The following is a 12,750-nucleotide window of genomic DNA, read 5'->3' as shown; positions in this document are numbered from 1 at the left end:
GTTCTAAAAGTCCTCCTCCGTATGCTGGTTTTGACTTAGCATTTCATTAGCAGAAATCAACCGAACTTTAATAGCAAGGAACGGGTCGTGTTTTGCAACACTAACAACACAATCAACGGAGCCGTTAGATATCATTTTGACAGTTTGCCTTGCTTTTATTTCGAAATCTGCTAGTTCTTGACCGCTAACTGATTTTTCAAGATGAATGTAGAAGATACCTTGAGTAATATCAGGGAATTCCACACCTTGAGTAAATTTAAGGGTAGCGATTGGAAGTTCGTTAACACCTGTTTCAGTTAGCCAATGATAGATGTTAGCATACAGAGGGTTTGCAGGTACTCGCTTGCTCTGTTTATAGCTATTCCACATCATAGAGAATGCTTCTCCCTCTGTAAATAACCCGATTAACAGCAACCCACCTAAGATAAAAGGTAAAATCCAAGATAGTAGCTTATAAAGGGCAAATACAGATACTATAATAGCTAAAGCTATAAGTAGTTGGCAGTACCATTTTAGAGAAGTGATTTTTTCAAGTATTTGTTTAATTTGTTTCATAAGTTTCACCTTAAATTACTGAAATATCTGATAGTTCGAGGACAAGTGACAAACCGATAGGTTGCTTGAATTTATCAAGAATAAAAGCAACTTCATAATTACTAAAAGATATTTCACAACCTATGTAGGTGTTTAGAACTTCACCGCTATAGCTTTTCAGCTTTATCTTAAAGGTTGGGCAAAGTTTCTCTTGTCCAATGCTCGCAAGCTTATCATAAAGCTCGCTATTAACGCCTATAAGATTTCCCCAAGGACGTTGATTTTCCGTTCCCTCATTTAACACTCCAGTTGACGAATCAACAACCGTGATGGTAGAAGGAATTTCAACTACTGAAGCCACTAATTCTGCGAATTTTTTAGGACTCTCGCAAAGTCCAATTTTTAATGCCATTTATTTATCTCCTTTTTCTGGCAAACATAAAATAAATAAATAAGAAAATTTGATTACTTGCTTATTTATTTTGAGTAAAAGTAAATGCTCGGTTGGGGTCATGAGCTGGACTTTGTCTTTTAGGTTATCTGACCACCTCCTCATTACTAAGGAGAATGAGACAGCTAAACGCAAAGTTATTTGTTGAATTTTTAATTTTTTTATAAAAAATCCAGTGACAGGGACACTGGATTTGAGGTATTAGCGATAACTTTTTAATAAAGGAGCTAATTTTTTTAGTGCTTTACAATAATGAGATTTGACAGTTACATCACTCATTTTCTTGTAATGTTCAGTGATATAGCGAGCCGTTTCTTTATAGCTTGAACCTTGTTCTGCTATCATTTCAACAATTTTACTGTCAATTGCTGATAAGGATGCTTTAGCTTCACGAATAGCTTGTTTTAACTCCTCTAGGATTAAGGCTTCTTCGGGATTCAAATCAGAACTTGCAACTACTTCATAGCGTTCACGTCTTTTACCATCATTCCGAGAGATGTTTTCTTCCATACTTCGTTTATGGTGGTATCGGTCACGACGTTCTGCGTTGCTTTGTTTCTGCTGGAGGAGACGGTCAACCTCTTTCCAATTTCCAGTTTTGACAGCTTTTTCAATCTTACGCTCACGGCGTTCGGTAACTTTGTTACTCATAATAGTACTTCCTTTCTCGTCCTTAGACGGAAAGAAACGATATGAGCGAGCATTGAACGCCGAGTATGGCAAAAGGCACACCAAATAAACGGCGAAACAATTCTATGCACGATATGACCGTATTGTCATATCATCATATTTGTTTCAATCCGTCCATTTGATGCGCATCATATAGGACAATGTATTTTTATAACGTTATTAGATAATATCGTTATAATAGTATTAGATCACAGAGATGCCTCTACAGACTATAGCAAGGATATTCTACTTAACTATATAGGATGAACTGGTTAAAGTTTCATGATATAATATAAAAGACATGGAAAAACCTTGACAGAATTTTAGAATATGGAGAGAAAAAAAGTGGAATATAAACCAATTCATTACTATTTACGCTATGTTGAAAATATCGAGCTTCGGAAGATAAAAACATACATCAAGAGTAATGAAACTGAAGAATTACTAAGCTTAAAAGAGAAGATACTTATTTTGAAATTACATGAGCTTTTTGATAACTATGATAAACGAAAAATTGGACTTGAAAAATTTTTGGGTATTGATAAAGTAGATGGTGAGGACTACTTTGAAAAATCTTTAAAATTATTTGAACCATATTTCGTATCAAAGAATCAGCAAGAAAGTCTAAAAAAAGCGATTAAAAAGATTAAGAAATTGAAGGAGCGTGAAAACTATAATTTCCTAGAGTCTTTTCGTAGAGATAAAATAGAAGAACGTTTAAGGAAGATTTTATGGCATGTCATTCCAACTAAGAAAAACTTTCGATATATGCTAATAGGAGAGAAAAATGACTCGGAATCCTTTTTTTATTTTTCTGGAATCAATGATTTGAAAACTTATTCAAAATTTTTAGGAACCAGTGAGGAAAATATAGGGAAGTTGCAACCGTTGGACGGAGAACTTATGGACGGAGAACTTATACGACTTACCAAGAAACTATGCAGTAAGAAAATTAACATATCAAAACTAGATAGCGAACATGAACAGTTACAAAAAGAATTAGCTGAGTATTATTTTATTGCGGAATTTTATTATCTTGGATAAAAGAAAACACCCTCTTATTTTGGAGGTGTTGTTGATGGAGTTTTATTGACTATGCTATAAAAAATTTAGCAGTTAATTTGTACAAGGTCATATAGAAATTGTATTTTTGATAGTGTGAGCTAAAAAATGCCCTAACCAAATGGTTAGGGCATTTCCTATGTATATGAATTCTTAAATATATAATTATTTAGCCAATTGCTGTTGCAATATATTGAAACTTCAGAACTAGTTTAAATCAATTTCTTTATCTTAGGTAATATATGTAGGAGTATTCACTTTTCAATCTTGCCTAGGTTTATTATCTCTATAAAGAGATTAATATAACGTTCTTTATTATCGTTAACCTGTAATGAGCTTATTAGATTGGATAAATCGTTAGTATAATTGTCTGAAAAAGGTAAGAAAAATTCGGAAGGTGTTACATTTAAAGCATTCAATATTCTTATTAGTGTGTCAACTGATAGATTTCTCTTTTCATTTTCAACAAGGTTTATAAAAGGTAAACTCAAGTCACTTAAATTGGCGAGTTCTTGTTGTGTAAAACCTCGTTTTACTCGATGTTTTTTTATCTGAGAACCAACTGATAAAATACTCAATATTTATCCTTTCACATACTTATTTTTAACTATTGTATAAATAATTTCTCTAAAAATATATACAATATTGTATAATTTTATCGATATACATTTACAATCATTTAAAACGATGGTAAAATTATTTATGAAAGGAGATTGTTAAATATGGCAATATTAATTGAGGAAGTTACAGAAGAACCTGGATGCGCTGGTTGTGGGTGTATCAGTATTGCAATACCTATAGTTATTCTATACCTATTTAGAGAATCCATTATAAATGGTATTATTACATTATTAGCTGGAGTGTTTACAGTTTTATTGTGGTTAATTGGAATAACACTTGTAATAACTGGTGGATATTATTTATTGAAATATATTCTAAAAGAGTCAGAATCTAGAAAAAAGGAGTGAGTCTTTTTGAGATTGTACGTAATAAGAGAAAAAATATTTTCTCCTATATGGCTTATAATTATTAGTGTTATAACTACTCTGCTACTTTTATTAGTTATACTTAGTAATAGTGGTTTATTTTCAAAAAACCATACATATATTAAAGGGAAGACAGTAGAAATACATAATGTTAACTTTACATACGAAGACTCAATTCGCTATAAAGATAAAAATGGGAGTCATCTTTTAGAAGAACTAGTCCGAAATAACTTTAAAAATAGAATCGAATATAAAGGTAACACATACGAATATTTCCGAACATATTATAATGATTATACAGATGTCTTATATCTTGATAGATATATAAAAATCAAAGAGAAAGGCAATGGAATTCATTGGGGTAACTCATATAAGAATAAAGATAATTTTCTAGACGTTGATGTGGATTATAATGGAAATATCACAAGCCTTAAATATTGATTTTCAGTGGAGGTATGTAGAGAGTATAATTTGCTACACTACCATAGAAAATTTACTATTCTTTTATTCAAGAATAGTAACCCGTTACATGTGTTCGTATTTAAAACTAATCTAACAGGTAGGTCTAGATACCAAAAAGAGAGTAGCTGGATACAGAAAAAACATCCTAATCGTTGGCGATTGGGATGTTTTTGTATATCCGAATTTCTAAATTTATTTCACAAAAAATGTAGTCAAAAATGTAGTCATTCAGGTGATTTTTATTGCAATACATTGAAATTCGAAATTTCAATGTATTGCGTTAAATCAAGGTTTTTTCGTTTCTACTGAAACGTAATGACCCACTATTTCACTTCCGTAAACACAACGTGTTTGCGAAGTTTTGGTGAGTATTTCTTCAATTGAAGACGGTCTGGAGTGTTACGTTTGTTTTTAGAAGTAAGGTACAAGCGTTCACCAGATTCTTTGTGTTCAAGTGTAATATTTACGCGCATGGTATCTCCCTTCTATTATTCAGCTGCTGCAGCTTTAGCGATTTTACGTCCTTTGTAGTATCCTTTAAGTGATACGCGGTGAGAACGTGAGTAATCTCCAGTAGTTTCGTCAAAGTTTACAGATGGAGCTGTTACTTTGTAGTGTGTACGACGTTTGTTTTTCTTCGCTTTTGAAGTGCGACGTGCAGGTACTGCCATTGTTTGTTTCTCCTTTTAGAATGTAATTCGATGCAATCTCATGATTTTCATCAACTTTAACAGTATAACAAAACTTTTTTGTAAAGTAAAGTTACTTGACAGAAATTTTTGATTTTCTTTTTGACAATAGCAAAGCTTTTTAGCAGTTGCATCTATTTTGAGGTTTATTATTCCAATATTCTGAAAATTTAAAAATTTTCTTCTGTCCAACAGAGCCTAAGTGTGGTATAATAAAGCACAAAGATGACTACAATGAAAGGGAAAGACATGACAGATAAATTAGATACACGCCACAGAAGTAAGATTTATGACAGTATGGTCAAATCTCCTAACCGTGCCATGCTTCGCGCGACAGGGATGACGGACAAGGACTTTGAGACTCCGATTGTCGGAGTGATTTCGACTTGGGCTGAAAATACGCCTTGTAATATTCACCTGCATGATTTTGGTAAACTAGCCAAGGAAGGAGTAAAAGAACAAGGTGCTTGGCCTGTTCAGTTTGGTACGATTACCGTCGCTGACGGGATTGCCATGGGAACACCGGGCATGCGCTTCTCTCTGACTTCACGTGACATCATCGCAGACTCTATCGAAGCTGCCATGGGCGGACATAATGTGGATGCCTTCGTCGCTATCGGCGGCTGTGATAAGAATATGCCTGGCTCTATGATTGCCATTGCGAACATGGATATTCCAGCCATTTTCGCTTACGGAGGAACCATTGCACCGGGAAATCTGGATGGCAAGGACATTGACCTAGTTTCTGTCTTTGAAGGCATCGGGAAGTGGAACCATGGCGATTTGACTGCTGAGGAAGTGCGCCGCATCGAGTGTAATGCCTGCCCTGGCCCTGGTGGCTGTGGCGGTATGTACACAGCCAATACTATGGCGACGGCTATTGAAGTTCTAGGTATGAGCTTGCCTGGCTCTTCTTCTCACCCAGCAGAATCTCAAGATAAAAGAGATGATATCGTGGAAGCTGGCCGAGCAGTTGTCCGTATGTTGGAAATGGGGCTTAAGCCGTCTGACATTCTGACGCGCGAAGCCTTCGAAGATGCGATCACAGTGACCATGGCTCTGGGCGGCTCTACCAATGCTACTCTGCACTTGTTGGCCATTGCTCATGCGGCCAATGTGGAGCTGACCTTGGATGATTTCAATGTCATTCAAGAGCGCGTGCCGCATTTGGCGGATTTGAAACCATCTGGTCAGTATGTCTTCCAAGACCTATACAATGTCGGTGGTGTCCCAGCGGTTATGAAATACTTGCTGGCAAATGGTTTCCTACATGGCGATCGCATCACTTGTACAGGTAAGACGGTGGCGGAAAACTTGGCTGACTTTGCTGATCTGACACCAGGTCAGAAGGTCATCATGCCGCTTGAAAATCCAAAACGTGCGGATGGTCCATTGATTATCTTGCATGGGAATCTAGCTCCAGACGGTGCAGTTGCCAAGGTTTCTGGCGTGAAGGTTCGTCGTCACGTCGGACCAGCCAAGGTCTTTGACTCAGAAGAAGCCGCTATTGATGCGGTACTGGCCGATGAAGTAGTGGATGGCGATGTAGTCGTGGTTCGCTATGTTGGTCCAAAGGGTGGGCCTGGTATGCCAGAAATGCTGTCACTTTCTTCTATCATCGTAGGGAAAGGGCAAGGAGATAAGGTAGCCCTCTTGACAGACGGCCGCTTCTCAGGTGGTACCTACGGTCTCGTTGTCGGACATATCGCTCCGGAAGCTCAGGATGGTGGCCCGATTGCCTATCTTCGTACAGGCGATATGGTCACGGTTGACCAAGATACCAAGGAAATTTCCATGGCAGTTTCTGAAGAAGAACTTGAAAAACGCAAAGCAGAAACAACTATTCCACCGCTTTATAGCCGCGGTGTACTTGGTAAATATGCCCATATGGTATCCTCTGCTGCTAAAGGTGCTGTTACCGACTTCTGGAAGCCAGAAGAAACAGGTAAAAAATAGCCTATATATGACAAAAGAACCCGCTAGTTTTTCTAGCGGGTTTATTAATTTAGATGAATGTTCAGCATCTTATCTAGGACTAATCCCCAGCGCAATTCGTCCAAAGCGACTGATACGAGTGATTTTCCACGCGGGCGACCAAGTGACTTCAACGGAGACAGTTTCGATGCCCTCGATTTGCTTCAGGGACTCGACGATTTCAATGGGAACGGTCTCGGTACAGTCGCAGGCTGTGTCTGTGAAGGTCATGACAATCTTGCAGTGGCCAGTCTCGTCAAGATTGATTTCATAGATGAGCCCGAGATTGTAGACATCAAGCTCGACCTCTGGATCGTAAATCGTTTCGAGTTTCTTAATTAATTCTTCTTGGATAGCTGCGGCTCGGTCATTGATTTTGATATCGTCTCTCATCTTCTGTCCTTCTTCCTTTATAAAATAGTGGTCTTATTTTCTCATAATTCTGACAATTTTTCAAGAAATTCTGGCGAATGAAAACGGATTTAGTCTCTTGGAGGGAATTTTTCTGCTCTAACTCCTCAAAACATCTGATTTATGGTAAAATAATAGATATTATATAGTTGCAGAGGATTAGAAAATGAAATTACAAAAACCTAAAGGAACTCAGGATATCCTCCCTCAGGAATCTGCTAAATGGCAGTATCTGGAGGAGTTTGCTCGTAAGACATTTAAAAAATACCACTATGCGGAAATTCGGACACCGATTTTTGAGCACTATGAGGTCATCAGTCGTTCTGTTGGAGATACGACAGACATCGTGACCAAGGAAATGTATGATTTCTACGATAAGGGAGACCGTCATATTACGCTACGGCCAGAAGGAACTGCACCGGTCGTTCGTTCTTATGTCGAAAACAAGCTCTTTGCACCAGAGGTTCAAAAGCCAGTTAAGCTTTATTATATGGGATCTATGTTCCGCTATGAGCGGCCTCAGGCTGGTCGCTTGCGCGAATTTCACCAAATCGGGGTGGAGTGCTTTGGCTCTGAAAATCCAGCGACAGATGCAGAAACGATTGCTATGGCGGCTCAGTTCTTCAAGGAAATTGGAATTGGGCAGGTGACGCTGCAGCTGAATAGTTTGGGGAATGCAGCGAGTCGAGCTGCCTACCGTCAGGCCTTGATTGATTATTTGACTCCGCTGAAAGACAGTCTTTCTAAGGATAGTCAGCGTCGTTTGGAGGAAAATCCGCTGCGGGTGCTGGATTCGAAGGAAAAAGAAGATAAGGCAGCTGTTGCGCAGGCGCCTTCGATTTTGGACTTTCTGGATGAGGAGAGCCAGGAGCATTTTGCGGCTGTCCGCTCAATGCTAGAGTCTTTGGACGTTCCTTATGTCATTAACACCAACATGGTGCGTGGTCTGGACTACTACAATCACACGATTTTTGAGTTTACGACTGATGTGGCAGGCAGCGAACTAACTATCTGTGCGGGTGGCCGTTATGATGGCTTGGTTGACTATTTCGGTGGGCCAGAAACCCCTGCCTTTGGTTTTGGTATGGGAATGGAGCGTCTCCTCTTGATTTTAGAAAAACAGGGAGTAGCTCTGCCACTTGAGACAGGCTTGGATGCCTATATTGCCGTTCTAGGTGAAGCTGCCAATCGCAGCGCTTTGGAGCTGGTGCAGGCCCTCCGCAATCAAGGGTATGCGGTCGAGCGAGACTATTTGGATCGCAAGCTCAAGGCTCAGTTTAAGTCAGCAGATGCTTTTAGAGCGAAAACCATCATTACTTTAGGCGAAAGTGAGATCGAAAGCGGCCAAGTCACTGTGAAGAATAATGCGACTCGTCAAGAAGTGGTGGTTGGACTGGATCAAGTTCAAGAAAACTATCAGGCTGTTCTCGAAGAATTGGGTTGTTAGAGAAAAACTTATTCTTTCTTAAAGACCGAACTCTTTAAGGAATCTCGGGATATTACAGTTTTGTTACACGGCGAGCAAATACTGTAACAAATTGATAATGTTTTGGTATAATGGTTATACTCTTACATAAATAAAGGAGAAAAAATGAAAAAATTGATGAAATTTGGCGTATTGCCGGCTTGTATTCTTTTGTTGGGAGCATGTTCGGCCCTGCCAAAACCACAGAAGAAGAACGCTGAAAACGTGAAGACAGAGCAATCTTCATCTTCTACATCAGAAAAAGAAACCAATGAAAAGCGGATTGAGAAAGATGCAGATATTATCTTGCGTGCAGTTTTTACAGATCATTCTTCAGGTTTCACAACCTTGATGGGAACGTCTGTTGACAAATGGAAGAAAGGTATTACTCAGTCTTACGTTGATGAAAATCTGTCTAAATATACGCCAGAAGAAAACTATACGCTTGACTTGAAGACAGAAAAATTCCCTCCATCAAAAATCTTGGAGTTATTTGACCAAGCACGTTTTAAAGTCTTAGCTACGATTGGCGATGATTTTGAAATTACTAAAGTTGAAGACGATGGAGAAACAGCAACGGTAACATTTAAGAGCCGTGCGATTGCAACACGTGATTTGGCCAATTTAATCAATATGACCAAAGCTAGTCTGTTTGAAAATGGAATTGAAGATGTAAAAGCCTTGGAAGACTCAACGGATCCAGATCTTGAGAAGCGTTTGGCTTTGGTAAATAACTTCCTCTTCTACTATGCTTTTGATCGTATGAATGAAGACTTTGGTTACATTGCGCCGCGTGAGTTTACAATGGAGTTAACGAAGACAAAAGAGGGTCGCTATATTCTCAATGACGAAAACTTTATTGAATTGCGTAAATCAATTTTTGTAAATGAGTATTCAGCAAATGGTGCAGAAACCCGTAAAGGAAACAAATCAACAGATTCTGGCTCTAAATCTGACTCAAGCTCCTCTTCATCTTCTGATAAATCAAAGATCTAATAGTTTGAAATAAGATTTAGGATCTCATTTATATAGATAACGGGTCTGGGGCTTTTTGTCTCAGACTTTTATTTTTCAACTAGCTTGAATTGACGGAGGATATGAATGAAAACAATTTATTTAAGCAAAGAAGACATGTTGGAAATCTGTCAAGATGGTGACAAGTATTTCTTGCGTTATCCAACCTTTAATATTACCTGCCCAGAAGTGGTTAGAGAAATCCCCAAAGAAGCTGCAGATAGCTATATGTCGGGAGAACATACTGGCAAAGAGTTGATGAATTATGCGCAATATGGTTTTTGGAGATCTAAAAAGCAATATACACAAGATGAGTCTGGTAAGCTCTTCATCGAAGACCATCCTTCCTTTATTTTGAAAAATCCTGAAAATAGCCGTCGTCTTTTCACAGCAGAGGAATTTAACCAAATCGTCACCCAAGCCATTGTTTCAGAACTGGAACCTAGCGAACTTGACGCTATTGGTATAGTTGATAATCATTTAGAGTTACTCCTTGTTGATCCAGTCGGCTGGCAGGAAGAGATAGAAGCAGTCCATCTGGAAATTCTGCAGGAAAAACTCAACAACTATATCTACTTCCTCGAAAGCAAGCAGTATGTGGAGCGATATGGCGATAGCTTTGCTAAAAAAGTCATCCATATCACCTTCCAGTATTCTCCATCTGATAATGGCCTAGCCTTTCTCGCTGCGGTTCAGAAGGTGTTGCAGCCTACAGATATGAGTTTGAAGGTAGAATTGCCAGAGTAAGTTAGAAAAAGAGAAGGCGTTTGCCTTCTCTTTTCTAATCTTCAAAAGCCTTTGCAATCTTTTCTGGACTAGATTTATAATATGGTATAATGTAAAAAAGTGCTTTCTGATTAATGGCTAAAAAACTTGATATAGTAAGAGAACTATTCTATCAGTTTAGTTCATATCATTTAAAATTGAGAGGGTCGACTATGTTAACATTAAGCCATGTGATTGAAGATACCTACAATGTAGAGGTGGACTATTATACTCCTCTTACTATTGAATGTTCGAGTTTCCCCTCATATATACGAAAAGCTTACTTCCGTTTAGTAGGTGATAATAGCCTACTTGAAATTGGGATAAATCCAAATTCTTTTCGATTGATGAATATGATACTTGTCCAGGTATCAAATGTGACTTTAATGGATGACATGAGTCTAGAAGAAGTGGAAGAGATAGAAGGCATTCCTGTTTTTCGTGATACTGTCATGTTTACAAATGGACTACATGATAGGAGGCGGTCCTTTGATGTCTTTTTGTCTAAAGACTTTTTGAAAATACAGTTGCTTAATCCTAAGGAAACTATGTATCTGACTAATGGGAGAGTAAAATTAGGATTTTCTCAAGATGGAACACTCGTGAGCATCTTGCTCGTAGAACTGGCATGTCATGAATATGAAATTTTAAAAAATAGTTTTGAATAGCGCTCCAAAAGTCTATTTCCTTGAGTGCTATAAAACTAGACTTATTTGAATAAGGAGAAAAATGATTAGAGCAAAATATGGTGAAAATATTGTTGTCGCTTTTAAGTACAAAAATCAGTATTCTTGGTATATTTCTGACTTGGAGCTGTGGTATATTAATTACGAAGAAGCGAGATATAGTGTAGAACATATTGATAAAGAGAGGTTGCGCTCCCCGTTTTTATTGCCCGAGAATGTCCTCTATTTTTTAGAGGATATGCAAAAATATAGTTGCGACCTTTCAGAGTTAAAGAAAGTCTTTGCTAATGAGTATAAAAGGGATAAACTGAACGCTATTTATGATTTCGCCCCATCTTTATTTGTTGATATGGACAATTTGTTGTTGTACTCAAATTACGCAGAGTCTATTTCTTTTGAAGAGTATGTATCAGCTCCATGGATTGGGGAATATCAATATTTCCTAGATTTAATTCCAAGAGAATATTGGTTTTGGACGGAAATAGGGGAAAATGTGTTTGACAAAAATAAAACAAGTGAATAGAGTAAAGAAAATAAAGAAATAGAAGGAAATAAACAAAGGAAGAGACTCCGCTCAACAGTTATGGGTACGGTTATTCCCTTTAATCACTTTCTACTGGTCCCAGTTTGGCAAGAGAAAAAGCGATAGAAGAGGATCATCCTGAATGGAAGAAAATCAGAATAATCAATAAAACTGGTAATATGCTGAAAATTCATTAACATAAAAGAAGGCGCTTTATGGCCGTAGGAGGATAAGTGGTGAAAAGAGATAATATATTTATAGAAGAAAAAATTAATGAATTAATTAAAATTAACAACTTATCAATTGATGAGTTGGTTGAAGAATTGGAAAAATTAAAGCAAGGTATAAATCCCTACAAGCGTCCGATAGAAAAAGTTATCAGATCAGTACAACTTGATAATTCTGTTTGCCAAAAAGAGAATATGATAGCCACCTACACTGCAGGCTACTCTATTGAGAAATTCAGAGAAGAGTACCTTAAATTTGTTAATAGCCTTCTCCCTGTTTGGTTTAGTAATTCGGGATATGATGAAATGATCTGGGCCCTTTCCATTGGGATTCTTTTGGAGATTAATGATGAGATTTTTGATCAGCTAGTTGATTTGGTCAAAAAGGATGATCCAGAGGATTATTTGATTGATTACTTGATTCAATCACGTCATCCAGATTGGAAGATTCGGATAAACTATAATTTTCCAAGACCTTATGGCTTTACTCGGAAAATTATTGAAGAAGAGAATGCTGAACAGGCACTCAAACTACTCAAAGAATATGTAACTAAGAAATGGTATCCAGGACATAGGGATACAGGTTGGTATGACCTGCATAAAGAGAATATTGATAATTATTATGGTTACTGGTCCTTTGAATCAGGCGCCCTCTGCAAGCTTAAGGGATTGGATTACAAACAGTTAGAAGGACTTCAGTATTTCCCTTATGATTTGGTTGCTGAAGGTGCAGAAGTCTAAAGTATACTAAGAGATAATTAAGTGATAGCATTAACGATTTACAGAAATATTGACTATCTCTATTAAAAATTACAAATGAAACTAAAAATAA

At 37.5% G+C, this 12,750-nt stretch carries 17 protein-coding genes; 10 read left to right on the top strand and 7 right to left on the bottom strand.

The annotated features are described in order from the left end of the window. Nucleotides 1–3 precede the first annotated feature (3 nt). The 3 genes from D8792_RS04885 to D8792_RS04875 all read right to left on the bottom strand — a co-directional run bounded on the left by D8792_RS04885 (nt 4) and on the right by D8792_RS04875 (nt 1,636). Entirely contained in the window at nt 4–555 is a 552-nt protein-coding gene (locus D8792_RS04885; protein WP_125373134.1) for a hypothetical protein, read from the bottom strand. A 10-nt stretch (nt 556–565) separates the two neighbouring features. Next, nucleotides 566–946, bottom strand: coding sequence for a hypothetical protein (locus D8792_RS04880; protein ID WP_125373133.1), 381 nt, complete (start codon nt 944–946; stop codon nt 566–568). Between the two features lie 240 nt (nt 947–1,186). Then, nucleotides 1,187–1,636: an RNA polymerase sigma factor gene (locus D8792_RS04875; protein ID WP_125373132.1), complete on the bottom strand. Its 450-nt coding sequence runs from the start codon at nt 1,634–1,636 to the stop codon at nt 1,187–1,189. 363 nt (nt 1,637–1,999) lie between these two features. Between D8792_RS04875 and D8792_RS04870 the strand changes: the two genes are divergently transcribed. Next, nucleotides 2,000–2,698, top strand: a complete 699-nt coding sequence (locus D8792_RS04870; protein WP_125373131.1) for a hypothetical protein — start codon at nt 2,000–2,002, stop codon at nt 2,696–2,698. 272 nt (nt 2,699–2,970) lie between these two features. Here D8792_RS04870 and D8792_RS04865 read toward each other — a convergent pair whose 3' ends face one another. After that, the gene (locus D8792_RS04865) at nt 2,971–3,294 is read right to left on the bottom strand and encodes a helix-turn-helix domain-containing protein (RefSeq protein ID WP_125373130.1); all 324 of its coding nucleotides are present in this window, start codon (nt 3,292–3,294) and stop codon (nt 2,971–2,973) included. A gap of 144 nt (nt 3,295–3,438) precedes the next feature. Here D8792_RS04865 and D8792_RS04860 point away from each other — a divergent pair, with 144 nt between their 5' ends. Both D8792_RS04860 and D8792_RS04855 read left to right on the top strand, forming a co-directional pair. Next, complete coding sequence (locus D8792_RS04860) at nt 3,439–3,684, top strand: hypothetical protein (RefSeq protein ID WP_125373129.1); 246 nt, start codon at nt 3,439–3,441, stop codon at nt 3,682–3,684. Nucleotides 3,685–3,690: 6 nt separating this feature from the next. Next, a complete protein-coding gene (locus tag D8792_RS04855; protein ID WP_125373128.1) occupies nt 3,691–4,143 on the top strand; it encodes a hypothetical protein in 453 nt (150 codons plus the stop codon). 344 nt (nt 4,144–4,487) lie between these two features. On the opposite strand, the gene rpmG is transcribed toward D8792_RS04855, so the two are convergent. Together rpmG and rpmF are read right to left on the bottom strand one after the other, a co-directional pair. Next, nucleotides 4,488–4,637 (bottom strand): 50S ribosomal protein L33, encoded by a 150-nt coding sequence (gene rpmG, locus D8792_RS04850; protein ID WP_001265622.1) that lies wholly within the window; start codon nt 4,635–4,637, stop codon nt 4,488–4,490. Nucleotides 4,638–4,652: 15 nt separating this feature from the next. Further along, nucleotides 4,653–4,835, bottom strand: a complete 183-nt coding sequence (gene rpmF, locus D8792_RS04845) for a 50S ribosomal protein L32 (RefSeq protein WP_000290416.1) — start codon at nt 4,833–4,835, stop codon at nt 4,653–4,655. Between the two features lie 252 nt (nt 4,836–5,087). Here rpmF and ilvD point away from each other — a divergent pair, with 252 nt between their 5' ends. Further along, nucleotides 5,088–6,809, top strand: a complete 1,722-nt coding sequence (gene ilvD / locus D8792_RS04840) for a dihydroxy-acid dehydratase (protein WP_376739438.1) — start codon at nt 5,088–5,090, stop codon at nt 6,807–6,809. A 69-nt stretch (nt 6,810–6,878) separates the two neighbouring features. Here ilvD and D8792_RS04835 read toward each other — a convergent pair whose 3' ends face one another. Next, complete coding sequence (locus tag D8792_RS04835; protein WP_005591447.1) at nt 6,879–7,220, bottom strand: metal-sulfur cluster assembly factor; 342 nt, start codon at nt 7,218–7,220, stop codon at nt 6,879–6,881. A gap of 184 nt (nt 7,221–7,404) precedes the next feature. Between D8792_RS04835 and hisS the strand changes: the two genes are divergently transcribed. The 6 genes from hisS to D8792_RS04805 all read left to right on the top strand — a co-directional run bounded on the left by hisS (nt 7,405) and on the right by D8792_RS04805 (nt 12,659). After that, on the top strand, nt 7,405–8,685 hold the full coding sequence (gene hisS, locus D8792_RS04830) for a histidine--tRNA ligase (protein ID WP_125373127.1): 1,281 nt from the start codon (nt 7,405–7,407) through the stop codon (nt 8,683–8,685). A 144-nt stretch (nt 8,686–8,829) separates the two neighbouring features. Next, nucleotides 8,830–9,699 carry a hypothetical protein gene (locus tag D8792_RS04825; RefSeq protein WP_062004527.1) on the top strand — a complete coding sequence of 290 codons (870 nt, stop codon included), beginning with the start codon at nt 8,830–8,832 and terminating at the stop codon, nt 9,697–9,699. 105 nt (nt 9,700–9,804) lie between these two features. Further along, on the top strand, nt 9,805–10,464 hold the full coding sequence (locus D8792_RS04820) for a DUF6572 domain-containing protein (protein ID WP_125373126.1): 660 nt from the start codon (nt 9,805–9,807) through the stop codon (nt 10,462–10,464). A gap of 191 nt (nt 10,465–10,655) precedes the next feature. Beyond that, nucleotides 10,656–11,150: a hypothetical protein gene (locus tag D8792_RS04815; RefSeq protein ID WP_125373125.1), complete on the top strand. Its 495-nt coding sequence runs from the start codon at nt 10,656–10,658 to the stop codon at nt 11,148–11,150. Nucleotides 11,151–11,211: 61 nt separating this feature from the next. Continuing rightward, on the top strand, nt 11,212–11,691 hold the full coding sequence (locus D8792_RS04810; RefSeq protein WP_125373124.1) for a hypothetical protein: 480 nt from the start codon (nt 11,212–11,214) through the stop codon (nt 11,689–11,691). 233 nt (nt 11,692–11,924) lie between these two features. Further along, on the top strand, nt 11,925–12,659 hold the full coding sequence (locus D8792_RS04805) for a PoNe immunity protein domain-containing protein (RefSeq protein ID WP_376739436.1): 735 nt from the start codon (nt 11,925–11,927) through the stop codon (nt 12,657–12,659). Nucleotides 12,660–12,750 lie beyond the last annotated feature (91 nt).

Source organism: Streptococcus cristatus (assembly GCF_003943505.1).
Taxonomy (GTDB): domain Bacteria; phylum Bacillota; class Bacilli; order Lactobacillales; family Streptococcaceae; genus Streptococcus; species Streptococcus cristatus_E.
The sequence above is the reverse complement of the archived record's forward strand: the minus strand, read 5'-3'. Positions and strand labels throughout refer to the sequence as shown.